24 protein-coding genes are annotated in these 23990 nt (G+C 38.2%); 13 read left to right on the forward strand and 11 right to left on the reverse strand.

Features of this window, described 5'->3' with window-relative positions:
- Window positions 1-11 precede the first annotated feature (11 nt).
- Window positions 12-377 carry a response regulator gene (locus EHR01_RS15140; protein WP_135695871.1) on the forward strand — a complete coding sequence of 122 codons (366 nt, stop codon included), beginning with the start codon at window positions 12-14 and terminating at the stop codon, window positions 375-377.
- On the opposite strand, the gene EHR01_RS15145 is transcribed toward EHR01_RS15140, so the two are convergent.
- From EHR01_RS15145 to EHR01_RS15170, 6 genes are read right to left on the reverse strand one after another with little or no spacing between them, the layout of a single operon-like run.
- Window positions 374-1156 carry a TlyA family RNA methyltransferase gene (locus tag EHR01_RS15145; RefSeq protein WP_135695873.1) on the reverse strand — a complete coding sequence of 261 codons (783 nt, stop codon included), beginning with the start codon at window positions 1154-1156 and terminating at the stop codon, window positions 374-376. The genes EHR01_RS15140 and EHR01_RS15145 overlap by 4 nt on opposite strands.
- Window positions 1137-2060 (reverse strand): polyprenyl synthetase family protein, encoded by a 924-nt coding sequence (locus EHR01_RS15150; RefSeq protein WP_135695875.1) that lies wholly within the window; start codon window positions 2058-2060, stop codon window positions 1137-1139. Before EHR01_RS15150 ends, EHR01_RS15145 begins: the two co-directional genes overlap by 20 nt.
- 51 nt (window positions 2061-2111) lie before the next feature.
- Entirely contained in the window at window positions 2112-2525 is a 414-nt protein-coding gene (locus tag EHR01_RS15155) for a nucleoside-diphosphate kinase (protein ID WP_100788832.1), read from the reverse strand.
- A 42-nt stretch (window positions 2526-2567) separates the two neighbouring features.
- On the reverse strand, window positions 2568-4676 hold the full coding sequence (locus EHR01_RS15160; RefSeq protein ID WP_135695877.1) for a cation:proton antiporter domain-containing protein: 2109 nt from the start codon (window positions 4674-4676) through the stop codon (window positions 2568-2570).
- Window positions 4677-4694: 18 nt separating this feature from the next.
- A complete protein-coding gene (gene coaD, locus EHR01_RS15165) occupies window positions 4695-5177 on the reverse strand; it encodes a pantetheine-phosphate adenylyltransferase (protein WP_135695879.1) in 483 nt (160 codons plus the stop codon).
- Window position 5178: 1 nt separating this feature from the next.
- Entirely contained in the window at window positions 5179-6387 is a 1209-nt protein-coding gene (locus tag EHR01_RS15170; RefSeq protein WP_135695881.1) for an argininosuccinate synthase, read from the reverse strand.
- Between the two features lie 81 nt (window positions 6388-6468).
- Between EHR01_RS15170 and EHR01_RS15175 the strand changes: the two genes are divergently transcribed.
- Genes EHR01_RS15175 through EHR01_RS15185 form a run of 3 tightly spaced genes read left to right on the forward strand, consistent with a single transcriptional unit; the run spans window position 6469 to window position 9683 of the window.
- Window positions 6469-7617, forward strand: coding sequence for a nitrilase-related carbon-nitrogen hydrolase (locus EHR01_RS15175; protein ID WP_208721794.1), 1149 nt, complete (start codon window positions 6469-6471; stop codon window positions 7615-7617).
- Entirely contained in the window at window positions 7601-8128 is a 528-nt protein-coding gene (locus EHR01_RS15180; RefSeq protein ID WP_135695883.1) for a hypothetical protein, read from the forward strand. Before EHR01_RS15175 ends, EHR01_RS15180 begins: the two co-directional genes overlap by 17 nt.
- A 1-nt stretch (window position 8129) precedes the next feature.
- A complete protein-coding gene (locus EHR01_RS15185; protein ID WP_135695884.1) occupies window positions 8130-9683 on the forward strand; it encodes an FAD-dependent oxidoreductase in 1554 nt (517 codons plus the stop codon).
- On the opposite strand, the gene rlmD is transcribed toward EHR01_RS15185, so the two are convergent.
- Window positions 9676-10872, reverse strand: coding sequence for a 23S rRNA (uracil(1939)-C(5))-methyltransferase RlmD (gene rlmD, locus EHR01_RS15190; protein WP_135695886.1), 1197 nt, complete (start codon window positions 10870-10872; stop codon window positions 9676-9678). The two genes, EHR01_RS15185 and rlmD, sit on opposite strands and share 8 nt — an antisense overlap.
- A 2-nt stretch (window positions 10873-10874) precedes the next feature.
- Entirely contained in the window at window positions 10875-11942 is a 1068-nt protein-coding gene (locus tag EHR01_RS15195; protein ID WP_135695887.1) for a quinone-dependent dihydroorotate dehydrogenase, read from the reverse strand.
- Window positions 11943-12042: 100 nt separating this feature from the next.
- Here EHR01_RS15195 and EHR01_RS15200 point away from each other — a divergent pair, with 100 nt between their 5' ends.
- Window positions 12043-13659, forward strand: a complete 1617-nt coding sequence (locus tag EHR01_RS15200) for a sensor histidine kinase (RefSeq protein ID WP_135695889.1) — start codon at window positions 12043-12045, stop codon at window positions 13657-13659.
- On the forward strand, window positions 13656-14585 hold the full coding sequence (locus EHR01_RS15205; protein ID WP_135695891.1) for a response regulator: 930 nt from the start codon (window positions 13656-13658) through the stop codon (window positions 14583-14585). Before EHR01_RS15200 ends, EHR01_RS15205 begins: the two co-directional genes overlap by 4 nt.
- A 7-nt stretch (window positions 14586-14592) precedes the next feature.
- Here EHR01_RS15205 and EHR01_RS15210 read toward each other — a convergent pair whose 3' ends face one another.
- Both EHR01_RS15210 and EHR01_RS15215 read right to left on the reverse strand, forming a co-directional pair.
- The gene (locus EHR01_RS15210; RefSeq protein ID WP_135695893.1) at window positions 14593-15234 is read right to left on the reverse strand and encodes an HAD family hydrolase; all 642 of its coding nucleotides are present in this window, start codon (window positions 15232-15234) and stop codon (window positions 14593-14595) included.
- The gene (locus EHR01_RS15215; protein ID WP_135695895.1) at window positions 15224-15937 is read right to left on the reverse strand and encodes an RluA family pseudouridine synthase; all 714 of its coding nucleotides are present in this window, start codon (window positions 15935-15937) and stop codon (window positions 15224-15226) included. Before EHR01_RS15215 ends, EHR01_RS15210 begins: the two co-directional genes overlap by 11 nt.
- 172 nt (window positions 15938-16109) lie before the next feature.
- Between EHR01_RS15215 and EHR01_RS15220 the strand changes: the two genes are divergently transcribed.
- Window positions 16110-17303 carry an EAL domain-containing protein gene (locus tag EHR01_RS15220; protein WP_135695897.1) on the forward strand — a complete coding sequence of 398 codons (1194 nt, stop codon included), beginning with the start codon at window positions 16110-16112 and terminating at the stop codon, window positions 17301-17303.
- Here the strand turns inward: EHR01_RS15220 and EHR01_RS15225 are convergent.
- Entirely contained in the window at window positions 17295-17888 is a 594-nt protein-coding gene (locus EHR01_RS15225; RefSeq protein WP_135695899.1) for a TetR/AcrR family transcriptional regulator, read from the reverse strand. The genes EHR01_RS15220 and EHR01_RS15225 overlap by 9 nt on opposite strands.
- A gap of 122 nt (window positions 17889-18010) precedes the next feature.
- Between EHR01_RS15225 and EHR01_RS15230 the strand changes: the two genes are divergently transcribed.
- From EHR01_RS15230 to EHR01_RS15255, 6 genes are read left to right on the forward strand one after another with little or no spacing between them, the layout of a single operon-like run.
- Entirely contained in the window at window positions 18011-18622 is a 612-nt protein-coding gene (locus EHR01_RS15230) for a hypothetical protein (protein ID WP_135695900.1), read from the forward strand.
- Window positions 18615-20156, forward strand: coding sequence for a GMC family oxidoreductase (locus EHR01_RS15235; protein ID WP_135695902.1), 1542 nt, complete (start codon window positions 18615-18617; stop codon window positions 20154-20156). Before EHR01_RS15230 ends, EHR01_RS15235 begins: the two co-directional genes overlap by 8 nt.
- Before the next feature lie 4 nt (window positions 20157-20160).
- Complete coding sequence (locus EHR01_RS15240) at window positions 20161-21042, forward strand: bile acid:sodium symporter (RefSeq protein ID WP_135695904.1); 882 nt, start codon at window positions 20161-20163, stop codon at window positions 21040-21042.
- Complete coding sequence (locus EHR01_RS15245) at window positions 21039-22166, forward strand: acyl-CoA dehydrogenase family protein (protein WP_135695906.1); 1128 nt, start codon at window positions 21039-21041, stop codon at window positions 22164-22166. The genes EHR01_RS15240 and EHR01_RS15245 overlap by 4 nt, the downstream gene beginning before the upstream one ends.
- Before the next feature lies 1 nt (window position 22167).
- Entirely contained in the window at window positions 22168-23127 is a 960-nt protein-coding gene (locus EHR01_RS15250) for an NAD-dependent epimerase/dehydratase family protein (protein ID WP_135695908.1), read from the forward strand.
- A gap of 26 nt (window positions 23128-23153) precedes the next feature.
- Window positions 23154-23984, forward strand: a complete 831-nt coding sequence (locus EHR01_RS15255; RefSeq protein WP_135695910.1) for an SDR family NAD(P)-dependent oxidoreductase — start codon at window positions 23154-23156, stop codon at window positions 23982-23984.
- The last annotated feature ends 6 nt before the right edge of the window (window positions 23985-23990 follow it).

A 23990-nucleotide genomic window follows, 5' to 3' on the forward strand; every position in this document is an offset into this window, starting at 1 on the left:
ATAAAGCATATATGACGAAAAAGAACATCCTCATCGTCGAGGATGAACCCTTCCTCGGACTCAATATCAAACAGAAAATCGAATCTTTCGGTTTTCATGTGATTGCGGTCGTACCTTCCGGGGATGAGGCATTTCAAATTGTTTCGGAAAAAGTTCCTGATCTGATTTTGATGGACATCAATTTAGAAGGTTCTTTAGACGGGATCGAAACAGCTGAATCTTTGCGAGAGCAGTTTTCTGTTCCTGTGTTGTTTCTTACGGGTTTTTTAGATGATACCGCCAGACATAGAATCAACCAAAACGCATCCTATGCTTATCTAATGAAACCTTTCACCTCCGAACAACTGAAAGAAGCGGTTTCCGGTTTTACTGCTTAAGATTTTTCAATCGACCCTTTCCATTCCCATCGAATCAAAAATTCCCGATTTCCATCAGCACCTTGGATGGGGGATTCTGCTAGTCCTAAAAATTTTAATTTAGAATCTAAATTTTTGAGTTTTCGCCATACAGATCGAATCGTATAACCAATATGATGCGAATCTTTCAAAACCCCTTTTTCCAATTTTGACGGATGCACCTCAAATTGAGGTTTGAATAAGGAAATTCCTTGCCAAACGATTTCGGGTTTCGATTGGAAAAGGGAAACTAAGGATTGAAAGACAGGCACAAGGGAAATAAAACTTAAATCCATTGTAATCCATGTTTCTTTTGTTAAGGGTTCTAACTGGTTTATTTTTAAGTCTTTTAAATGTGTGCGATCAAATACGGTAACTCTAGGATCGTTTGCAATCTTTTGTGCTAATTGTCCATAACCCACGTCCACAGCAATCACGCGGGACGCACCTTTTTCCAAAAGAACCTGACAGAATCCTCCGGTAGAAGCACCTAAATCGATGCAGGTTTTGTTTTGGATGTTGGCATTTGAAAAGGAATCAAAGGCACCAAGAAGTTTGTAAGCCCCGCGAGAAACATAGGTTTTGATTTTTTCTTTGGTCCGAACGATATCTTTTGAACTAATGTTTGTCCCTACTTTTGAAATGACTACATCATTGACAAGTACAGACCCAGAAAGGATTAACGATTGTGCTAATTTTAAATCGATCGCATAACCTTCGCGAACGAGGTATTCATCCAGTCTAATTTTTTCTTTCGGCAATGTATTTAGGTAATCCTAAAAAGAATTCATTGTTTAGGGAAGGAAGGTTGGCAACAAGAGAAATGGCTTTCGATACGGATTCATCTCTTAACCTTTTGGCAGTTTCCATCCCATAAAGACTAGGATAGGTTAATTTGCCGGCTTTGGCATCTTTTCCAGGTGTTTTTCCGAGATCCTTCAGGTTTCCTTCTACATCTAAAATATCATCGGTAATTTGGAATAATAAGCCAATCTCTTTCGCATAACTTGCGATCACGGACTCTCTATCTAACCAATCCGGGCGTAATCGATTTCCCAAAAGGAAGGAGGCTTCAATCAGAGCACCCGTCTTTTTTTCATGGATGGATTCGAGTTTTGATTCTTTATCTTTGGAGCTGGGATTTTTTTCTTCTTGGATGTCTTCCATTTGTCCCAGGATCATCCCATTCATTCCAGAACCTTTGTGGAGGATTTGGATGGAGTCTCGGATGGCAGTGGAGTCAATGTTTTCAAATAAAGACAATAAATAAAAACTCAAAGAGTTCAGCGTGTCACCAGCAAGGATGGCAGTTGCTTCATCAAATTGAATATGGCAAGTGGGCATTCCCCGGCGGGTGTCATCATTGTCCATCGCAGGTAAATCATCATGGATGAGAGAATAGGTATGAATGCATTCGACAGCAAGGGCAGCTAAGTAAACCGAGAGATGTTCTTTGGTATTGAGTTTTTTTGGTAATTGGTCTGGATGAAAAAAGGAATTCAGAACAAAGATAGGTCGAATTCGTTTTCCACCGGCCTGCAAACTATATAGGCAAGCATCTGTTATGCGAGTGCGAGGTTGAAACAATTCTTTAGTATAGGACTCAAAAAAAGAATCAAAGAGTTGTTTGGAATTTGTTAAGATATCAGAAAACTGAGTGGACACGGGAAAAAAGAACCGGCTCCCTAAAGAACCGGTTGTTTGTTTGGTTCGAACTTAGTTAAGTTCATACCCTTTGAAGAAAAACGCAATTTCTTGAAGTGCGTTTGCCACAGAGTCAGAACCGTGAACCGCATTAGCTTCTTTGCTTTCTGCAAAGAGAGCACGGATAGTTCCCGCTTTTGCTTCTTTAGGATCAGTAGCACCGATCACATCTCTCCAATGTGTTACCGCGTTGTCTCTTTCAAGAGCACAAGCAACGATTGGACCTGAAGCCATGTAAGTGCAAAGGTCATTGTAAAAAGGACGAGCTGCATGAACTGCGTAAAATTGTTTTGCGTCTTCGAGGCTGAGTTTTAGGAATTTCATTCCTAGGATTTTAAATCCTTCTTTTTCAATTCTTTGAAGGATGTCACCGATGTGTTTGTTTTTCACAGCATCGGGTTTAAGCATGATAAAAGTTCTTTCCATATCTCCAAAAGCATGGAGAAACCGAAAAAAGCAATCGAATCTTTAGGTGCTTAAAAAACGAACCAAAAGAAATGAAGTTGGAAGGAGATCCATTTTCTCAAATCCCATTTCTTCCCAAACATTTAGATCGATGAGAATCAATGAATACCCGGTGATTTTATTTAAGGCGATCGGATAGGGACTTAGATCTGTTTCGGGTTGTACTAGGTCTTCCACCTTGATTTTGTTCGACTTCATCCCCTTGAGGGATGTTAGCTTCTGGGCAAATCCAAGAATGGGATCCTTTTCCCCTTTGTAAAGGATGGCTACTTTTTCCACTGATTCCAAGCCATTGTCAATGAGCACTCCAACCGTTGCGGGGCAATAGTTGAGAATTCCTTTGATTTTTCCACCTGTATAACTGCGAGAAAATAGGGGTTTGGCAGCACCAATGAGTAAAATATCTGTATGTTTGATTTTGGCAAAATTGACAATTTCATAAGTGACATTGTCAGTGATGCGATATTCTGTTTGGACTTGGACACCCATTTGTGCACCTGTTTGGCGAATGGATTCAAAACTGGCGTCACGGTAACGACGAATTTCTTCATTAGACAAAGAGTCGTTTGGTGAAATGTGTAAAGCAGTGATTTCCAAATTTTTCTTTTGGTTACCGGAAAGGGAATAAGCAAACCGAACGAGACTTTTTCCCATTTTTTCTTGGGCAAAGGCCACTAACACTCGTAACTTGCGATCCACAGGTTTTTCGGTAGGAACTCGTTTTTCTGATTTAGAGAAAAACTTTTGAATTCCATCGAGTAAAGGTCCTGTGGAAAGGGTGGTGACAAGAGCCATTAACACAAAAACCGCAAAGATTTCAGGACTTAAAATTCCAAGATCGTATCCGATATTGAGGACCACAAGTTCCATGAGTCCTCTTGTGTTCATAAGGGCTCCGATGGAGAGGGCATCTTCCCAATTCGAACCTGAAACTTTGGCAGCAAAGGCACTTCCCACAAATTTACCCACCACAGCCACAAGGATGACAAGACCAAATACCATCCAAAGGTGAGAACCATTGAGTAGGCCAATTTCTGTTCTAAGGCCTGTGATCACAAAGAAAATGGGGAGAAATAAAATAACAGCGATGTCTTCTATCTTTTCTGCGATGAGTTTTTTAAGATTTCCTTCCGCTGGCATAATCACACCAGCAAGGAAGGCACCAAATAGTGCATGGATTCCTATGACTTCTGTTGCCAGAGAGGACAAAAATAAAATCATCAAAATAAGAGCCACTGCGGTTCTTGTTAAGTTTTCCCTTGAAATATAAATGGAACCCAATCGTTTGAGAAAAGGTGCCACTAGATAAATCATTGTTAGGATATAAGCAAAAGACAATCCAATGGTGAAAAGTGCCGTGTTGAGATTTCCTGCTTTGGAAATGGTGACTATGATCGCAAGTAAGATCCAAGCAGTGATGTCATCTGCTGCTGCACAAGTGAGAACCATCGCACCAAGTGGTGTTCGTGTCAGATTTCTTTCTTGGAGGATCCTTGCGAGCACTGGAAAGGCAGTGATACTCATTGCAATTCCCATAAAAAGTGAGAAGGACAAAAATCCTACATTCTCAGGCGCATAATCAGTATAAAAATAATAAGCCAAAATCATGCCCAAAAAGAAAGGGAAGATGATACTGGCATGGCTAATCACAACAGCGGAATGTGCTTTGTTTTTAAGAACGGAGATATCAAGTTCCATTCCGATGATGAACATAAAAAGCACCAAACCAATTTGGCTTAAGGTTCCAAGAGTGGGGAGGCTTGATGGTGGAAACAAAAATCCCATGGTTTCTGGGAAGTAGTAACCAAGAAGTGATGGCCCAAGTAAAATCCCGGCTACAATCTCTCCCATGACGGAAGGTTGTTTTAGTTTTCTTGAAAATATATATCCTACAAATCTTGCAGCACCACAGACGATGATGATTTGTAAGAATAGAAGTGCTAATGGATGATGGAAACGATTGAAAAAATTTTCCGTATCCAAATGTTCATTGGTAACAATGACAATGTTTTTTGCTGCTTCAAGAAGAGTTCCTGCTTGTAAAAGAAAGTATCCAAGGGAACCAAACAGTAGTATGGTGAATCCATAAAAAAAAGAAGAACGTGTTTTCATAGAATCCTCATTTCCAAATTAGATGGAGAATTTTTTGGTAAGGGCTTCGCCCACAATGTCTGGAACTTGATTGGATACTGCTCTTCCATGTCTTGCTACTTCTTTGACGATGGTAGATGACACAAAAGAGTATTCATTGTCAGCCATCAAAAAATAAGTTTCGATTTCTGGTGCTAATTTTTTGTTCATAAGCGAAATCGCATATTCGTAGTCAAAGTCAGTTACCGCACGAAGCCCACGTAAAATCACACGTGAGTTTTTTTCTTTGCAATAATCGACAGTCAGACCTTCGAAGGTATCTATTTTGATTTTGTCCCAACCTTTAAAAACTTGCCCGATCATTTCTACACGTTCTTCAGAAGAAAATAAGGAAGTTTTTTTTGAGTTAATGGCCACAGCAATAATGATCTCTTCAAAAAGCGGATGGGCTCGCCGTATGATGTCGAGATGACCGTTGGTGAACGGATCAAAAGAACCTGGATATACGGCGATATTTTTCATCTTATTTGTTTACCCTTGCCCATTCTTTCATAGGCAGTCCGTATAGGTTGATAAAACCTTCGGCATCGTATTGGTTGTACAATTCTTCTTTTTCAAATGTAGAAAGGCCTGCATTGTAAAGAGATTTGTTGGATTTTCGTCCCACAACCGTACAACTTCCTTTGTACAATTTGATTCGTACAGTTCCATTGACATACTTTTGTGTATAATCCATATAAGCACGCAAAGCATTCATTTGGTTGGAATACCATTGGCCATTGTAAATATAACGAGCAAACTCTTGAGAGAGTTCATCTTTTTTGTGTTGGGTATCACGATCAAGTGTGATGGATTCTAAATCGCGGTGAGCAATATGAAGGATGGTTCCACCAGGAGTTTCATAAACCCCGCGAGATTTGATTCCGACAAGTCTGTTTTCTACGATATCAACTCGGCCCACTCCATTTTTTCCACCTATATCATTTAAGGTTTCCATCACTTCGAGAGGATTCATTTTTTTTCCGTCGATAGAAACGCAGTCTCCGTTTTCAAAATCCAATTCCAAATAGGTTGGTTTGTCAGGAGCTTTTTCAGGAGACACAGTTAAGATAAACATATCTTCTTTCGGTTCATTGAATGGATCTTCTAAAATTCCACCTTCAAAAGAAAGGTGCATTAAATTTCTATCCATGCTGTATGGTTTAGCAGCTGTTACAGGAACTGGAATTCCTTTTTTCTTTGCGTATTCAATTAGGTCTGCACGGCCACCAAAATCCCAAGTCCTCCAAGGAGCAATGATTTGTAAGTTAGGTGAAAGTGCTTTGAAAGTGAGTTCGAAACGAACTTGGTCGTTTCCTTTTCCTGTCGCTCCATGTGAGAAAGCATCCGCACCTTCTTTTGTAGCAACTTCTGCCATTGCTTTTGCAATGAGAGGACGTGCCAGAGAGGTTCCGAGTAAATAACGCATTTCATAAATGGCATTCCCGCGAATTGCAGGGAAAATAAAGTCTCGTGCAAATTCCAAACGTAGGTCTTGGATGTACACTTTGGAAGCTCCGGTATTTTTTCCTTTTTCTTCCAGACCGGTAAGTTCTTCTTTTTGACCAACATCGGCACAAAAAGCAATGACTTCACAACCGTAGGTATCTTTCAACCAAGCCAGGATGACGGACGTATCGAGTCCTCCGGAGTAAGCGAGAACAATTTTTTTGGGAGCAGGTTTCTCTTTCATAGAATAAGGTCAAAATAAAAGAAAAAACCAAGAACACAATTAAATATTGTCTGAAACGAAATTGTGTAGTAGATTTGGTGGATGCGTTTTCCCGTTTCTTTTTCTGTTTTCGTAAGCATTTTCATTTTTACGATCCACTGCCAAAAGCAAATTGTTCCGCAAGAGGAAATCTCCCGATACGTACCTAACCCAAAGATATACATCCAAAAAGAGGGAATGGCAAAACGTGGAAGTTTTGTAGGGATGGAACCCTATCTCAACAAGTATAGTTACGCAACAGAAGATAGTTTTTATCTGGCTTTGAACGAATACTTTCGGATGGCAAAGGAAAATGAACTTCTCTTTGTGGATCGTAGCATCGTTGTTTTACCGGAATACATTGGAACCTGGCTTGTGGTGACTGCCGAGGATAAATCCATTTTTGCAACCAATACAATCCAAGAAGCAATGGAAGTTTTGGTAAAACATAACCTCGGTTCTTTTCTTTGGCACTATCTCTTCAGTAACTCTTACTCAAGTGACACATTAAAAGAAACACTATTTCGTATGAAGGCATGGCAAATGTCTGACAGATACCAATCTGTTTTTGCAAGACTTGCCAGAGAGTATCGAGTGTCCATCGTTGCTGGTTCGATTGTTTTGCCTCACCCAAAAGTCATTGAAGGGAAAATCACTCCGACCGATGGGCCTTTAGAAAACGTAAGTTTTTATTTTCATCCCGATGGTAGAGTGGATGATCAGATGGTTCGCAAACTCTTTCCCATTGTTGATGAAAAAGAATTCTTAAAAGAAGGTAAGTTAGAGGAAAATCCAAGTTACCAAACCCCACTTGGGAAGTTATACACAATGGTCTGCGCCGATTCCTGGTTTCCTGAAGTATATAAGGAATTAAAAAAAACGGAATCGGAGTTACTTGCAGTTCCCTCATTTGTATCGCCGGCTGATGCCTGGACAACCAAATGGCAGGGTTACAACGGTTATGCGAATCCAAAAGATGTAGATCCCAAAGACATTGGTTCCATTTCTGAGCGTGCCGCTTGGAAAAAATATGCGATGAGTGGTCGTCTCAAAGATCCAAAGGTAAAAGCAGGAATCAATGTGTTTTTCCGAGGTGAAATTTGGGACCTTGTCGCCAGCGGAGATGCCTTTTTGACATTAACTGGAAAATCAGTATTAAATCTTGTGAAAGAAGAAAAAAACCAAGGAAGAATCTATGTACTCTATCTCTAGAAAATCCTTTTTGGCCTTGTTACTTTTTTGTGCGGGCATTAAATCCAAAATTCGTTATTTTTATTTTAGTGATTCAGAAACAAAAACTGTCACTGCATTTTCGGAGGTAGTCCTTCCCATCACTGAGTCGGGAATGCCAAATTTAGAAGAAGCAAACGTAATGCGAAGATTGGATGAAGAGTTGTATTTTGTTTCCGAAGAGATCCAGGAAGACTTTCATTCTGCAGTCATGGTTTTGGAATACCTTCCTTTCTTTTATGGGCATTTTAGTTTTTTCTCAAATCTCTCTCGAGAAAAACGAGAAGAACTTTTGTCCCTGTTGGCAGAGACTGATTCAGATATCGTTCGTGCAGTGGTTGGAAATTTAAAACTACTGGTCTGTCTTGTTTATTACGGTCACAAGTTGACTTGGGCACCCATATCTTATCCAGGTCCCTTTGCCAATCCTCCTGAAAAATGGAGCGAAGCAAGAATCCACTACCAAAATTTAGTGAATGGGAAGGAAGTTTAAAATGAAACCGGGAATATATAGAGATTACAAAAGTTATGCGAATAAGGAAACCATTGTTGTTGATGTAGTGGTGATTGGTTCTGGTTGTGGTGGTTCGACAATGGCCTATGAACTTTCCAAAAAAGGGATCAAAGTCGCTCTCCTGGAACAAGGAGGAAACTACCACACAGGAACCTTTGATAACAATGAACTCAATATGGCTGGCAAGGTTTCTGCGGAGAGAAATTTTCATACGACGGCAGATGGTGGGATCAACCTCGTGTATGGAAATAATTTGGGTGGGGCCTCAGTTCACTACTGGGCCGATAGTTACCGAACCCCAGATGACAGGCTGTTATTATGGAATCGTAAATATGGAATCGAAAACCATCTTCCGGAAGACCTACATTCTTATTGGCAGGAATTGGAAACAGACCTTCATGTAACCCCAGCGGGTGAAGAATCCTTTAACCCAATGAACAGATTGTTTCGTAGCGCCTCACAGCGATTAGGTTGGGAAGGACATGCAGTTCCTCAGGCTAGGAAAAACTGCCAAAAATCTGGGCATTGTATGCAAGGTTGTATGTTTGGGGCCAAACAGTCACAACTTGTGACTCATATTCCAAGAGCCGTGCAACTGGGAACCGATGTGTATACCGACCTGCGTGCCGAAAAGTTAAACTATGTTGGTCAGAAAGTCACTGGCCTCGAAGCCGTGGTGATAGACAGAAGAACCCTTCGGCCAACGGCGACAAAAATCACTTTTTTATCCAAAGCTGTTTGTGTTTCCGCAGGTGGTTTTGGCAGTTCTACTTTTTTACTTCGCAATGGACTCAAAAAAAGATTACCGGCACTTGGTGAGTTTTTGGCAATCAATCCTTCTCCCATGGTACATGCGTTATATGAAGAACCCATCGTACAATGGAGAAATATTCCCGCAGCTTATGGTGTTGAGGATTTCCGATTGGCCAGATACCAAAATGGAAAGTACAAAGAGGGTGGATATATGTTAATGCCAAACCAATTGCAACCCGCCACTCTTGCGGCTCTTATTCCTAGTTTTGGAAAAGATCATTTTTATTATATGAAACAAATGGAACATTTGGGTGGAACCATTGGTTGGATTGATGATGTGGATGGGGAACTGGGTTCTATCGAAGTGGATCTGTTTGGAAAACGAAAAATTCATTATCCTTTTGGAAAGATCACCAAACAAATCTTTAGTGATCTCACTTTCAAACAAATGAAGTTAAACTTTGAAGCCGGTGCCAAAGAAGTTTTTCTTGCGGGTATGAAACTTCGTAAATATTCCAAACTTCCTAAAAAAGAAGAAATTGATGCTCTCGCATGGAGACCTGCGGAATTTCCAATGGCAGCTCCCCACCCTGCCGGTGGATGCCGGATGGGAAAATCGAGCGAAAATTCCGTTGTGAATTCTCGCCACCAAGTGCATGGGTTCCAAAATCTATTTGTGGCTGACTCTTCTGTTTTTCCTACAGGAGTCAGTGTGGATCCAAGTTTTACCATTATGGCTTTTAGTAAAAAAGCCTCTGGATTTGTAATGGATGTTATGTGAGGTTTTTGTTTCTAAAAACGGCTACGGTTTCTACGTGGTCGGTTCTTGGGAACATATCCACTGGTTGCACAGAATTTAAGAAGTATTGCCTTGCCAAAAGATTTGTATCTTCTCTGAGACTCATTGGATCACAAGACACATATACAATTTTTTTGAAACCCATACCCAAAATGGTTTCTGCCACTTCGACACCGAGTCCTGTGCGCGGAGGGTCGAGGACTAAGGTATCATAGTTTTTTCCGAAAAGAGTTGGTAACACTTCGGCCACCCTTCCTTTGCGGAAACGTACATTATGGATTTTGTTGAATTTGACTGATTCTAATGCGGTTTTGTGTGAGTTGGGATTTTCTTCAATTCCCATCACCTCTTTGCAATTTCCTGAAATCCAAAACGAAATGGTTCCGATTCCCGAATAAGCATCAATGACTCGGGAGTTTGGTTCGATTTCATCTAGAACCAAATTGTACAAACTTGGTGTTTGGATGGGGTTGACTTGCAAAAAAGTAGAAAGGCCCACGCGGAATTTATGTTTTCCAAAATGTTCGTGGATATAGGGCCTACCCCATAACAGATGTTCTTCGCGGCCAAGTGCCATTGTTGTGTGTTTTGTATTGATGTTTTGGATGATCCCTACAATTTTTCCAAACTTTCCTGTTTTTCCAATTCGGTTTTGGATGGCAGTGTGGAGTCTTTTGGAGGCATCTTTGGCATGAGGGAGATCTTCTTTGGCAGTGACAATCCCAAGAATGATTTCTCCTGTGGAAAAAGATTTTCTTGCAACGAGGTATTTCATCATCCCTCGTTTGGATTTTTCATTGTAAGGGAGAAGTCCTTCTCGCCTAGCCCATTGTTTGACGGCCAGTGCAATTTCGGTTAGGCCTGGGTCTTGGATTTGGCATTCGGTTTGGTCGAGAACAAAAGTAGATTCTTTATTAAATAAACCTAATGTGAGTAAGGTTTTGTTGGCTATGTTTCTACGTCCAAAAGGAAGTTGGATTTTGTGACGGTAATATTCTGGTGAGGGACTGGGAACAATCGTACGAAATTCCAAATGGCGATAGGTTTTAAAAAGCTCTTTGATGTTTTGTTCTTTTTTTCGAAGTTCTTTGGTGTAATCAATGTCTAGATAATTACAACCACCACAGGTTCCGAAATGAGTGCAGATTTTTGTTCCAGGACTTGTTGTCATAATTAGTTTCCTGATCCCACAAGTTCGGAGATGTTATTTAGTTTTTTTTCTTTTACCACTTTGTCGAGATAGGAACAAATTTGGTAAGGAAGAAACGGTCCTTCATAAATATAACCAGTGTAAATTTGGACTAGGTTGGCACCGGCTTCCATCATCTGTTTTGCTTTTTCTCCTGAGTCAATTCCTCCGACACCAATGATCGGAATTTTTCCCTTTAGAGTTTTGTAAGCAAGGGAAACAAAATGAAGTGACCTTTCGAAAAGTGGTCCACCAGAGAGTCCACCTTCTTCTGGATTTTTTTCCCCAAGGATTTCTTTGTTAAGTGTGGTATTGGTCAAAATGACTCCACTGATTTTATAATCCAAACAAACCTTTAGATTTTCGATTAACTCTTCTTCTGATAGATCAGGAGCAAATTTTAAATACAAGGGAATTGGAAACTTGTGATCAAAAGCAGATAGGATACCTTCGATGAGATCGATAAGAGTTTTTTTCGTTTGGAGTGTTCTTAAGCCTGGAGTGTTGGGAGAGCTGATATTGATCACAGCATAATCCCCATAGGGAACCAATTTCTTTAATGTATAAACATAATCACCAACAGCATTTTCTAATTCAGTGACTTTTGATTTTCCCGCATTGATTCCACGTACACCCAACTTTTGTTGGTTCTTTATATTCGATTCGGCAATGTCGGCCCCAGGATTATTGAATCCCATTCGGTTGATGAGGGCTTTGTGTTTGGGATAACGGAAGAGTCTTGGTTTGTCGTTGCCTGGTTGTCCTTTTGCAGTAATGGTTCCTACTTCGATAAATCCAAAACCCATATGAATCATTGTGGGAAAAAGTTCAGCTGTTTTGTCGAATCCTGCGGCAAGTCCTAATGGATTGGGGAAATGGATTCCCTGAATGGTTTGTTCCAGTCGTTTCGATTTGTATTCAAAGATTGAAGAAAGAGTCTTATGGAAAAAAGGGATCTTTTGTGAAAGCGAAAGGAAGGTTGCAGCCAAATGGTGTGCAGATTCTGGATCTAAATGAAACAAGATAGGTTTGATCAGGTGGTTGTAGAACAAGAGGAGAATCCTTACGTTGATTCTTTTTTCGCACTCTTTTCTTACAATTTCTTTCCGAAAATAGCGTTCTTTCAGAGACTCATTATCAGGACCTTACTGAATGGCACCTAATTCTTCATTTTCCCGAATCTGGCAGAACCCTTCCGACTTTCCGCCGGAAGCCGTACTCCGGGAACTGGAAAACCTACTTAGGTCCAATCCAGATTTTTGGCTCAAAATCAACCGAGATGGAATCATCGTTGATTATAAAACATCCAGGTTTGTCAATATTGGAGATAAACCAGAAACACTACTTGGCAAACACATCGATGTGGGCCTACCTCCTTATTTACGTGAAATTACTGCAGAAGCATTGGCTTATTTATCTGAGAAAAAAAGCCAAGTCTTTTGGAAAGAATACTCTTATGGTGAAGAACCAAACATCCGACATGTGGAAGTTCGATTTGTAGTTCTCTATGAAGGATATATCATGTCCAACCATAGGGACATTACGGAAAGAAAACGTTTGGAGAATGCGTTTTTAGAAAGTGAATCCAGATTCCTTTCTATGGCACAAAATGCCGCCGATTCCATTATCATCATTAATGATGATGGTATTATCCAATTTTTTAACAAAACAGCAGAAAATACCTTTGGATATACTCATGATGAAGTCATTGGTAAAAATGTTACAATAATCATACCTGGTGAATACAAAGAAAAACATGATGAGTACTTACGAAGGTATAAAGCTACAGGTACTCAACATATCATCGGAGTGGGTCGGGAACTTATCGCACTACGAAAGTCAGGTGAAATTTTTCCTTGTGAACTATCTGTGGGTGAATTTAAAACAAAATCAGGGAAAATGTTTACAGGGATATTACGAGACATTAGTCAAAGGAAAATCCAAGAAGAAGAATTATACCAATATAGAAATCATTTGGAAGAGTTGGTAGAAAGCCAAACGATGGACTTAAAAATGTCCAAAAATATTGCGGAAGAAGCTTCCTATATGAAATCTCTTTTTCTAGCTAATATTTCTCATGAACTAAAAACACCAATCCATGCCATTTTAAGTTATGCTGAACTAGGAGAAGAAAAATCAGCCACTGTCACTCCAGAAAAAATTAAGGAGTATTTTCAGATTATTGATTCTTCCGGTAAACGATTGTTAGGTTTACTGGAAAATTTGTTAGATATTGCCAAATTAGAATCTGGCAAAATGCGTTATTTATTTGAGAAAAATTGTCTGAAAGAAACTGCAAAGTTTGTGATCAACGAAATGCGAGTCATTTTGGAAAAAAGAGGGATTACAGTTGTCTTATTAGATAAGGAAGAACGATGGGAAGCCGAGTTCGACTACGAAAGAATTCAACAGGTGATACGAAATATCCTCTCAAATGCATTAAAATTCATCCCAAATGACACTAATATTGAAATTAGTATGTTCAGAAGAGAATTTATTCCGAGAAAAACTCAGTCATATGTCAACGGTATCGGAATACAGATTCGCGATTTTGGACCGGGGATTCCTCCGGAAGATTTGGATAAAATTTTTGAAAAATTCATCCAGTCCAAACAGGTGAAAGCGGGGACAAAGGGCACGGGGCTTGGATTATCCATCTCCCGAGAGATTGTCAATGACCATCACGGATTGTTGTATGCCGAGAACCATGAAACAAAGGGAGCAATTTTTACTATGTTAATTCCTTGTTCTCGTGAGGAACTCCGATGATTAACTTACTAGCAGTAGACGATGAAATGATCAATTTGATGATCATTGATGAGTCACTTTCTGACAAAGGATTTACCGTCGTGAAAGCAAAGGATGGTGAAGAAGCATTTCAAATCCTTAGTTCTGGTTCTACACTTTTTCATGCAATCATTTTGGATCGACTTATGCCAAAGATGGATGGGATCGAACTTTTAAAAAAAATCAAACGCTCTGAAAAGTACAAAGACATCCCCGTTATTTTTCAAACAGCAATGAGTTCAGTCACGGATATGACAGAAGGTTTGGATGCCGGTGCTTTTTATTATTTAACAAAACCCTATTCCAGAACTTTATTAATTCGTATTGTCCAAACAGCGGTTGAACATTTTATCAAACTACAAAGAGCCAAAGAAGATCTCCATAAAGGAATGGGGGCTCTTCGTCATATGGTAACCGGTGAGTTTCGTATTCGTTCCATTCGCGAGTCTCATGAGTTGGCACCACTCCTCGCAAATGCTTGTCCAGACCCAGAACGCGTGTTAACTGGAATCATGGAAATTCTGAATAATGCCATTGAACATGGAAACTTAGGTATCTCATACCAAGAAAAGTCAGAACTTCATGACAATGATAAACTTATGGAAGAAATTTTTAGAAGGTTGGATACGCCTGAGTTTAAAGATAAATTTGTAAAAGTTACCTTTGAAAAAAACGAGGAACGAATTGAAATTCGAGTGAGTGACCAAGGGAAAGGGTTTGATTGGCAAAGGTACTTGTCAGTGGAAGCAATGACCAAAAACGCTTTCAAAACTCATGGTCGTGGGATTTTTATGGCTCGAAAGTTATCTTTTGACGACCTTTCTTATACAGACGAAGGTAGAACAGCCGTCATTCGAATTGATTTATCCAATAAACAAGGGAATTTACTTACCGACTTTCAAGAATAACAAAAGTTTATAAAAGAAACACTTTTGGACTAGCGAAGTTTGGTATGATTTGGTTTACATGATTTTTTAATTCTGCTTCTGTATGGGAAGTGGCAACTCCGATGATGGAACATCCAGCTGATTTTCCTGATTGTAAACCTGCGAGTGAATCTTCAAATACCACACATTCTTTAGGTTCGAGTCCCAATTCTTTTGCACATAATTGGTATACTTGGGGGTGTGGTTTGCCTTGGTCAACTCTCGTTCCATCCACAATCACATCAAAAAAATGTCGAAGTGAAAGATTATCTAAAGTAAAATCTACATTCATAGGAGGAGCAGAAGTTCCTAAAGCAATTTTAACTTTTTTATCTTTCAAAAAATATAAATACTCAATTAGACCTGTATGTGGTTTCATTTCTTTTTTGTATAAAGTTTGATACCAACTTTCTTTTTCATCACCATACTGTTTGCATTCTTTGTCAGAGATATCTCCAAAAATCATTCTAAAGAGATCGGCATTGGTTTTGCCATTGAAGGTATCTCTATAGATTTCAGAGTTTAACGGAAAATTATATTTTTTAGAAAATTCCATCCATGCTTTGAAATGAAAAGAATGATTGTCTACAACCACACCATCCATATCAAAAATAAATCCTTTATGATTCATTTATCTTCCTTTCATATCCACCAACAAGACCCGAAATATAAGTTGGGATTTTGGTTTCAAATGTAAGTACTTCTTTTTTGAAGGGATGAGTCAATTGAATTGAAAAAGAATGTAATGCCATTCTTGGATAAGTTCTTGTGTCATTTCCGTATTTTGTATCACCCACAATTGGATGTTTTTTATCTGATAAGTGGACACGAATTTGATTTTTGCGGCCTGTTAATAATTCGATTTCTAATAATGAATATAAATTTGTTTCTTTGAGGACTTTGAATTTTGTTTTAGAAAGTTTTCCTAATTCTGGATCGTCAGTGGAATAAACTCGATGGGCTTTGGATTCGACAAGATAAGATTGAATCATTCCAGATTTTTCTTTCCAAACACCATGGCTGACAGCTAGATAAATTTTTTTTGTTTTCTCCCAAGATTCTTGGAGAGTTTGTTTTGCGGTTTCTGTTTTTGCAAATACCAATATTCCCGAAGTTTCTCTGTCTAACCGGTGAACAATGAAGATTCGATTTTTGGATCGTTCGCTCCCTTTTTTCACATAGTCCATAAGTGCAGCGTAGGCGGTTTTTGATTTTTCAGATTCGGTCGCAATGGTGAGAAGGCCATGGGGTTTGTCTACGACTAGGATGTCTCTGTCTTCATAAAGGATGGTTAAGCCCTTTGGCAAAAATCGGGTATTTGTCTTTTGTTTCATTCTTTCCAGAGGTATGATCTTTGCCTCTCCAGTGAGTCTAAGAAGGGCGCAGATGGGGTCAAGACTTGTCCTGTTCCCAACTGCAAGGCCCAGAACTGAGTTCAGGGAAGAAAATAGTTTAATTTATTGAATATTATTCCGTTAAAACGGATACTGGTTCCCAAGGAAACCCATGCAGACTTTAGAATCTATGCAAGTGAATCATTATGTCCCTTTATTCCAACCGATCTTTTCCGTTGAGGAACAGACGGTGGTCGCATATGAATCCCTCGGTCGGAAACGAGATGAAAGTGGGAATTTGGTTTCGATTCCTGAATTCAGCGACCCACATGTTTCGGCCCTTCGGATGAGTTTGATTGATAGGCAATTGCTTGGACTTGCCCTGACAAAAATTCAGACAACGAATGATTTACTCTTTGTCAATATGTCTCCGGACCAAGTGATTTTGGAATATGAAGAAAGCCGTTCTAATACCTTACCCATTTCAGATTTGGTCAATAGTTATGGGATTCCGTTAAATCGAATCGTCATTGAGATTACAGAAAAGTCGGGAAGTTATGGAACTGATGTTTTGGCAGCAGGGGTTGAACTTTTACGAGAACAGGGTTTTGGAATTGCATTGGATGATGTTGGTTCTGAATCTTCCAACTTAGAGCGATTAGGTGCTATTAAACCCGATATCATAAAAATTGATTTGAATTTATTAAAAAAATCAATCGAGAAAAGAGAATACCAATCGATCTTAGAATATTTAAAACAAATTTCGTTGAGCATTGGATCTCAATTACTCTTTGAAGGAATTGAAACAGAAGAAGAGTTGTATCGAGCAATTAGTTCTGGAGCAAGTCTTTTGCAGGGATATTTTTTAGGTAGGCCTTCTGATTTAGCTCATGATAAACAAGGTATTTGTGATACAGTTGTACCTCATCTACAATTGTATCATGAAAAAAAACGTAAGGAAGTTGCGAGTGAGATTGAATTTGAAAAACAAATCAAATCGAAATTAAATACTATCAATTTAAAAACAATAAAATTGGATAATCGAGTCATCATTGACCCTAATTCTTTTTTTAAAATTGATACTCATGTAAAAAGAGTTTATGTGACAGATTGGTTGGGCACTCAAGTGTCTCCGTATTATGAACGTACAAGTGAAATGGGATTTAACGAAAACCTTTTGTTAATTCAGAAAAACTGGTCTTATATGCCTTTTTTTTATAAACATGTGAAACAAGTATTTCGTGATTCAGAGAATTGGCAAGTGAGTGATCCGTATTGGGACAAGGAACTAAAAAAGAATGTAATTGTTTTCTCACGCGTGAATGAAATGGGTTATTCTTTTTTTGTGGACTTGGCTTTAGATTGATGTTGATTCGTTTGGCAATCGAATCGCATTCCACATTAGTTCTTCCGATTCCTTTAAAAAACCAGGATCCAATTTAATTTTTCCACTTCTGGAACCTTTGACCAACCCAACAAAGGCACCCCAAACAATTGCAATTAAAGCATCTGGTGGCAATTTTCTAAATATAGAACGATTGTTATGTGCGAAACGAGTTAGAAATTTTAACAAAGTAGCTCGTTTTTCAATACTCTTCTTATCCAAATACGGAAGATTATACTGCATTTCCAAAAAATCAAATGCCAGTGGATTTTCTTTTTGGAACTCGGCCATTGATTGCCAAATGAAATGAAACTGTTCTCTGGGACTTTGCTCGATCGGAAAATTCGTTTTGATTTTATCATATAGATTCTCTTGCCAACGTTGGAAGAGGCTATTGACTAGTTCTTCTTTACTAGCAAAATATCGATAAATAGTTCCGGCTGCCACATTGGCTCGTTCTGCAATGAGTGGCACTGCGGTTCCATCAAATCCTTTTGCTGTGAATAATTCAAGGGCAGCAGTAAGGATCTCTTCACTTTTATTTAATTTTGACGACTTTTCGACCAATGGTGCTCGCTACCATCCAAACAGATTGGATGTATTGTTCCTTTTTGAATAGAGATCATTCAATCTCTAAATCTCGTGTTTCATTCTTTTTTTAAAAAAGTACTTGTAAAGTAAAAAAAGGAATGAATATTCATTCATTATTTTACGAGGATGAATACGAGTTGGTAATGGCAATTTCGAGAAAAAATCTGATATCTAGGCGAACTGTTGTCAAAACATCAGCTTTTGGGGCGGTTTTTTTGTTCCTATCCACTTGGAATTGTAAACCATCACCAAGCTCTGTGATCACAGGAAGAGGGATCTCCTGTCGATTTTTAGATCCAGAAGCTCAGGAAGTTTTCTTTCATTTGAGTGATGCTTTATTGTTTTCATTTCTTCCCAAGGATGATTTGGAAAAAGAAAAGGTGATCAATGAAGTGATTCTTGGAATTGATTCCTATTTGTATACCTTACCAATCCACACACAAGATGAAATTTTAGAAGCAGTTCAATTTTTAAAGTTAAGATTTGTTAGATGGTATTTGTTTGGGTCTGGAAATGATTGGGCACAGAGTGATCGCACAATCGTCATTAGAACCTTAAACCAATGGAAAATGTCTTATATCACCTTGTTTCGTTCTTTATTCTTTTTATTACAATCAATGATCACAATAGGGTTTTTTGAAACATCTTATTCGTGGAAACATGTCGGTTATCCCGGCCCAGAACATGCTTTAGGATTACGCCATGGATAAATTAATCAACGCTTCATATTTGCAGAAAGATTTAGATTTAGAAGCAGATTTTGTCATTGTTGGATCTGGTGCTGGTGGTGGAACCAGCGCAGAAATTTTATCCAAAGCTGGGTTCAAAGTTATCATCGTTGAAGAAGGAAATTATGAGACGAGTAAAGATTTTGATCTAAAGGAACTATCTACTTTTAATCGATTGTATTTTGAAGGTGCAACTCGGCCAACAAAAGACAAAGCATTTACAGTTGTTCAAGGAAGGACTGTCGGTGGATCAACAGTGGTCAATTGGACTACTTGTATCAAAACGCCAAAGGAAACTTTAGAGTATTGGGAAAATGAATTGGGGATTCAGGGTTATAGTTCAAAAGAGCTGGAACCTTGGTTTGAAGTTGCATCCAAAAGACTTTCCATTCATACGTGGGAAGCACATAATCAAAACAATAATTTACTAAGTCTTGGTGCAAAAAAGTTGGGATGGCGTTATAGTTCAATTCCGCGAAATGTTAAAAATTGTCATATGTTAGGTTATTGTGGATTAGGTTGTCCAGTTGATGCCAAACAAAGCCAACTTGTGACGACTATCCCTTCTGCATTAAAAGAAAACACAACCTTACTCTATAATACGAAAGCAGTTCGTTATGAATGGAAAGACAATCGAATCGATTATTTAAATTGTACACCAGCCACTGTTTACGGAATAAAAACTCCGAAAATACGTTTGTTTGCAAAACATTTTATAACCAGTGCAGGAGCGATCAATTCACCTGCTTTATTGTTACGATCAAAACTTCCCGATCCTTACCAATTGATTGGGAAAAGAACTTTTGTACAATTACACAATTATTCAGTGGCAGAAATGCCTTCTTCCGTTTTCGGATTTTTTGGAGCTCCACAATCAGTCGCATCAGATGAATTTTTATGGAAGGATGGAGTCACAGGAAGGGCTGGTTACAATATAGAAGCAGTTGGAGCACAACCAATTGTTTTGATGAATTTACGTAAACTGGTGGGAGAAGAATTTGAAGCATATGTGAAAAGTTATCCAAACTTGCATGTGTTAGTATCGCAAATTCGAGATGGATTTAATGAAGATAGCCAAGGTGGAACAGTAAGTTTAAATGATGTCGGATATCCAATCCTTGATTATCCATTGAATGATTACATGATTGATGGAATCAGACGATCTTATCTTTCGATGGCGGAATGTCAGTTTGCTGCGGGAGCCAAGACAGTTGTTCCTGCAAACAATGCAGTTTCTCCATTTTCCTCTTGGATGGAAGCCAAAAAAGGGATTGAATCAATGACCATTCAATCTCCTAACACAGTTGTGAATTCCACTCATCCGTTAGGTGGTAATCCAATGGGTAAAAATCCAAAAACTTCCGTAGTTGATACTTCTGGTAAGTTTCATCATTTAAAAAATTTATCAGTGATTGATGGATCCATTTTTCCTACAAGTCTTGGAGTGAATCCAAGTTTTACAATTTATTCTATTGCTTCGAAATTAGCTAATCAACTGGCAAGGGAGATGACCTAATTCTATGTTAACGCGAGTAGAAGAAATTTTATTTGCTTCAATGATTTTTTTTCTAATGGTTGCGATGGGCACAACCTTAACCTTAGAAAATTTTAAAAAAGCAGTTCAATCTAAAAAGCCATTGATGATTGGAATGTTATCTCAATTCGGTTTTATGCCTCTCATCGCCTTTGGTTTGTCCAACATCTTTGGATTGTCACCTATGTTTTCTATCGGACTGATTTTGGTTGGATGTACACCTGGTGGAACCACTTCAAATTTATTAACTTATTATGCAAAAGGTGACGTTGCCTTAAGTATTAGTATGACGATTACTTCAACGGTTCTTGCAGCAATCATGATGCCATTTTTGTTTTGGTTGTATTGTTCAGGATTTAACGCAGAACAAATTCAGATTCCTTACAAAAGTATAATTGGTTCTATTATTATTTTAATCATTCCAGTTTTGCTTGGTATTAAAATAAGATCATCTAATCAAAGATTGGCGTTAAAAATTGAAAAGATCGGAAGTTTTTTAGGAATTCTGATGATCCTATTTTTACTAGTCGTTATGATTCCAAAAAACTTTGAATTACTAAATAAAACAACTTGGGAAATGTACATCTCCGCTATTCTTATTACGGTTTTAGGTTATTTCTTTGGTTATGTATTTAGTAAATTTCTCAATTTAACGGAACGCCAAAGTACAACAGTATCACTTGAAACAGGAATTCAAAATGGACCACTAACGATAGCTGTCATCTTACTTAGTTTTCCTGAAAACCAGATTAATGAAATTCTTTGGATGCCACTTTTATATGCTCTATTTGTTCCCGTAACTTCATCACTTGCTACATATTATTTTTACTTAAAATCAAAAAAAAATCAGAAGGAACTAGTTTCATGAATTTCTATTTTTCGGAAGAACAAAACCGATTGCGAGAAGCAGTGGCAACTTATGCGAAAATTGCAGGAGCAGATCCACAAAGAGACATCGAAGAAAGAGACAGTGAATTTTCTTGGGATGTCTTGAATGCGTTAGGTGAGAAAGGCTGGACTGGCGTGATTGTTCCAGAAGAATACGGCGGTTTGGGTAAAGGTGCTGTTGAATACACAATCATTATGGAAGAAACAGCAAAAGAGCTTATTTACGGTCCTCAAAATTTAATCCAAGCACAACAAGGATTGTTAGCGGTTGGAACGGAAGAACAAAAACGAAAATGGTTACCAGAATTAGCAAAAGGAAAAATTATGGCGGCTCAAGCTATCTCTGAACCAGATGCAGGTTCTTCCTTTCAAAACATTCAAACGACAGCAGTCAAAGATGGCAATGAATGGGTGTTAAATGGTCTTAAAGTTCATATCAATTTGGGGAAGGAAGCTCAATTGATGATGGTTTTGGCAAAAACTGATAAGGGTTTAACGGAATTCTTAGTCGATAAAGATTCAAAAGGAATTCGTTATGAAAAACAAGACCCTATTGGTTTACGTTCAGCTCCTATGTATGATGTACATTTTGAAGATTGTCGTATCCCTGCCGATACTGTTTTGGGGAGAGAAGGCAGAGGAATTGAAACCTTTATGGCAATTTTTAAACTAAGCCGTTTGGGTGTAGCTTCACAGTTAATTGGAATTGCTCGAGGTTGTTTAGAACATGCGGTATCCTTTACAAAGTCTAGAAAGGTTGGTGAAAATAGAGTTTCTGATTTTCAAGGAATCCAATGGATCATTGCTAAATTGACAGCTGAGTTAGAAGCAGCCAAACTTGCAAGAAACCAAGCAGCATGGTTACATGATCAAAAAGTGAATCATAATTTGGAAACTTCAATTGCTAAATACTTAGCAGGAGTGATTGCTGATGAAACAGTTAACAAGGCATTTACATTAACTGGTTCACATGCATGTTATCGCAACCGTCCTTATGATCGTTATGTGAGAGAAGTGAAATCACTTTTAGCCGGTGGTGGAAGTTCGGAAGTGATGTTAAATAATGTTGCGAGAGAAATTTTAAGACCTTCCTACCACTATTAAAATGAAATTTTCAGGAATAACATTAATCACGGGTGCAAACGGCTTTATTGGTTTTGCACTTTTAAAGGAACTCTCGAAAGATTCATCTTTGAAAATTCGAGTTACGGATCTTCACAATGATAGAATCAATTCGTTAAGTAACAAAAATATAGAATATATTCGGTCTGATATTCGTAATGAAGAAGATTTAAAAACTTTATTTACAGGTGTGGATCGAGTATTTCATGTGGCGGGAATTTGTAATCTTAGCACTCCATATGAAACTTTGAAACCTATCAATGTCAACGCTGTAGATAAAATCACTGATTTTGCTTTAGAAAATAAAGTAAAAGCTTACATTCACTTTAGTTCCTCTAGTGTGTACGGAACTTATCGTGGAACTCCTTTTAAAGAAACCGATTTCTGTAATCCTATGGATGCTTATGCGAAGAGTAAATATGATGGGGAACAAATTGTATTAATCAAAATTGCAAAAGGATTGAAGGCAGTGATTTTAAGGCCATGCACTGTTTATGGTCCAGGTTGTAATGATGGTGCAGGAAAAGTGTTTTCTCGACCAGGAAATATTGCCGGGATACCAGGGAATGGGAACCAGAAATTAGCAAACGTTAGGGTTGAAGATGTTTCTTCATCCGCTATTTTTTTATCGGAAAAGGAAAATGTTTTTGGTGAAATTTTTAACATTGCTGATGATAGCCAGCCAAGTTTAGGAGAAGCATTGGATCTCGCTTCAATTGCATTTGGTTCGAAGATTAATAAAATCAATATTCCTCTGGGTATTCTAAAGGTGTTAGCCAAACTTGAGGCACCATTTGCAAAGTTAAGGGGAAAGATACCTGACTTAGAATTTGAAGCAATTAAATACTTATATAAAGATTATTGTATGGATAATCAAAAATTAAAATCAGTTGGTTATACCTTTCAATACCCTGATTTCAAAAATTCTATTTTAAAAATGTAATCTGTTTCTTAAGGAGAATCAACAAAATGAGTAAGGTAATTGTAATCAGTGGAATTGCACAAGGGATGGGCAGAGAAGTTTCTCTTATGTTGGCTGCAAAAGGATATACTATTTGCGGTTTTGATGTTGAAAAAAAATATTTAGATAGTTTGTCATCCGAATTAACAAAGTTAAACGCTAATTTTCATTTAGAAACACTCAGTATTACTGAATCAGAAAAAATCCTGAAGTTTAAAGATAGTGTAATAAAAAAGTTTGGAACAGTCGATACAGTCGTTTCCAATGTTGGAATTGGCTTTTTTGGTCCATTTGAAGAGGTAGATTTAAACAAAGCACTACAATGTTTTGATATCAACGTTATTGGTTGCGCAAGATTACTCCAAGCATTTATCCCTTCGATGAGAAAGGCAAATCAAGGAAAACTGATCGTTATGTCTTCGCTTGTAGGGCAAGTCCCATTTCCGTTTGAGTCCATTTACTCTGCTACTAAGTTTGCGATTGAAGGAATGGTGTCTTCTTTACGTTATGAAGTAAGTCCTTTTGGAATCCAAGTTGCAATGATCCAACCGGCTCAAGTTTCGACGAATTTTGCGGCAAAGGCTCAAAAGTTACCAGAAAAAGATTCTCCATATTTCGAACGATGTGTGCGGTTTATTGATAGAGATAATGATTTAATTCGTTCAGCAACAAATCCAAAACAAGCGGCAGAAAGAATTGTAAAAGTAATTGTGTCTAACCGACCAAAACTATTCAATCAAGTTGATTTTATGAGTACTTTCTTTTTGGGACTCAATCGCTTTTTGCCTCAAAAGTTAAAAGATAAAATCTTATTAGATCATATGAACATAAACGTTTAGGAATGA

Source organism: Leptospira mtsangambouensis, assembly GCF_004770475.1.
Taxonomy (GTDB): domain Bacteria; phylum Spirochaetota; class Leptospiria; order Leptospirales; family Leptospiraceae; genus Leptospira_A; species Leptospira_A mtsangambouensis.

Excerpts from the sequence above, each read along its gene's own strand:
- EHR01_RS15230 (WP_135695900.1), top strand. The coding sequence starts at position 18,011 with ATGAATATTCATTCATTATTTTACGAGGATGAATACGAGTTGGTAATG.
- EHR01_RS15140 (WP_135695871.1), top strand. The coding sequence starts at position 12 with ATGACGAAAAAGAACATCCTCATCGTCGAGGATGAACCCTTCCTCGGA.
- EHR01_RS15215 (WP_135695895.1), bottom strand. The coding sequence starts at position 15,937 with ATGAAACAAAAGACAAATACCCGATTTTTGCCAAAGGGCTTAACCATC.
- EHR01_RS15155 (WP_100788832.1), bottom strand. The coding sequence starts at position 2,525 with ATGGAAAGAACTTTTATCATGCTTAAACCCGATGCTGTGAAAAACAAA.
- EHR01_RS15170 (WP_135695881.1), bottom strand. The coding sequence starts at position 6,387 with ATGAAAGAGAAACCTGCTCCCAAAAAAATTGTTCTCGCTTACTCCGGA.
- rlmD (WP_135695886.1), bottom strand. The coding sequence starts at position 10,872 with ATGACAACAAGTCCTGGAACAAAAATCTGCACTCATTTCGGAACCTGT.
- EHR01_RS15245 (WP_135695906.1), top strand. The coding sequence starts at position 21,039 with ATGAATTTCTATTTTTCGGAAGAACAAAACCGATTGCGAGAAGCAGTG.
- EHR01_RS15205 (WP_135695891.1), top strand. The coding sequence starts at position 13,656 with ATGATTAACTTACTAGCAGTAGACGATGAAATGATCAATTTGATGATC.
- EHR01_RS15180 (WP_135695883.1), top strand. The coding sequence starts at position 7,601 with ATGTACTCTATCTCTAGAAAATCCTTTTTGGCCTTGTTACTTTTTTGT.
- coaD (WP_135695879.1), bottom strand. The coding sequence starts at position 5,177 with ATGAAAAATATCGCCGTATATCCAGGTTCTTTTGATCCGTTCACCAAC.
- EHR01_RS15185 (WP_135695884.1), top strand. The coding sequence starts at position 8,130 with ATGAAACCGGGAATATATAGAGATTACAAAAGTTATGCGAATAAGGAA.
- EHR01_RS15160 (WP_135695877.1), bottom strand. The coding sequence starts at position 4,676 with ATGAAAACACGTTCTTCTTTTTTTTATGGATTCACCATACTACTGTTT.
- EHR01_RS15255 (WP_135695910.1), top strand. The coding sequence starts at position 23,154 with ATGAGTAAGGTAATTGTAATCAGTGGAATTGCACAAGGGATGGGCAGA.
- EHR01_RS15210 (WP_135695893.1), bottom strand. The coding sequence starts at position 15,234 with ATGAATCATAAAGGATTTATTTTTGATATGGATGGTGTGGTTGTAGAC.
- EHR01_RS15220 (WP_135695897.1), top strand. The coding sequence starts at position 16,110 with ATGCAGACTTTAGAATCTATGCAAGTGAATCATTATGTCCCTTTATTC.
- EHR01_RS15240 (WP_135695904.1), top strand. The coding sequence starts at position 20,161 with ATGTTAACGCGAGTAGAAGAAATTTTATTTGCTTCAATGATTTTTTTT.
- EHR01_RS15175 (WP_208721794.1), top strand. The coding sequence starts at position 6,469 with ATGCGTTTTCCCGTTTCTTTTTCTGTTTTCGTAAGCATTTTCATTTTT.
- EHR01_RS15235 (WP_135695902.1), top strand. The coding sequence starts at position 18,615 with ATGGATAAATTAATCAACGCTTCATATTTGCAGAAAGATTTAGATTTA.
- EHR01_RS15200 (WP_135695889.1), top strand. The coding sequence starts at position 12,043 with ATGGCACCTAATTCTTCATTTTCCCGAATCTGGCAGAACCCTTCCGAC.
- EHR01_RS15250 (WP_135695908.1), top strand. The coding sequence starts at position 22,168 with ATGAAATTTTCAGGAATAACATTAATCACGGGTGCAAACGGCTTTATT.